Origin of the sequence: Fulvivirga aurantia (assembly GCF_009711475.1) — a bacterium.
GTDB lineage: Bacteria > Bacteroidota > Bacteroidia > Cytophagales > Cyclobacteriaceae > Fulvivirga > Fulvivirga aurantia.
The window spans coordinates 1-619 of the sequence record NZ_SMMD01000128.1 but is presented as its reverse complement, the minus strand read 5'-3'; the positions used below and the strand labels follow the sequence as shown (position 1 = coordinate 619).

Genomic DNA, 619 nt, shown 5'->3' with positions numbered 1-619 from the left:
GTGATTGCGCTTAAGATCTCTCATTTTCATGTCATAAAGTCTTTTAAAGGCAGCAGTCCCATTATGTTGTTGGATGATATTTTTGATAAGCTTGATGAAAACAGGATTGGTAAGTTGCTGACAATGATGGCCCGACAAGAATTTGGTCAGGTATTTATAACCGATGCCCGAGCCGAGCGAACAAAAGAATTGCTAAATGACACAGGCATTGACGCCAACTTTTACGAAATTTGTGAGGGAAAGCTGAAAGGCACAGATGAAGAAGAAGGATTACAGTCCGAGAAATAAAGACATAACATCAGTTGGGGATGCTATCAATAATTTGCTTCAGACCTATAAGATCAACAATAGGTTTGACGAAGCAGCTTTGATTAGCGCCTGGGCAGAAGTTATGGGCAAACTAATTGCCAATCGCACTGAAAGACTCTTCATCAGAAAGGATGTATTATTTGTAGAAATTACTTCGGCACCCCTTAAGCATGAGCTTAATATGTCAAAGCAAAAGATCATAGATAATTTCAAAAGTCATCTAGGCAAATCAGTGGTGTCAGAAATCGTTTTTATTTGATCATTAAGACCGTTTAAAAACGAAATTGAAAAAAATGTTGTCTTTTTTTTT

The 619-nt window shown here is 37.2% G+C and carries 1 protein-coding gene and 1 pseudogene; both read left to right on the top strand.

The window, feature by feature from the left end; translation table 11 throughout:
- Positions 1–288: pseudogene (locus E1176_RS20120) on the top strand (hypothetical protein); the annotation flags it as partial.
- The gene (locus tag E1176_RS00320; RefSeq protein ID WP_155208604.1) at positions 257–568 is read left to right on the top strand and encodes a DciA family protein; all 312 of its coding nucleotides are present in this window, start codon (positions 257–259) and stop codon (positions 566–568) included. The pseudogene E1176_RS20120 and the gene E1176_RS00320, both read left to right, overlap by 32 nt.
- Positions 569–619: the final 51 nt, after the last annotated feature.

Excerpts from the sequence above, each read along its gene's own strand:
- E1176_RS00320 (WP_155208604.1), top strand. The coding sequence starts at position 257 with ATGAAGAAGAAGGATTACAGTCCGAGAAATAAAGACATAACATCAGTT.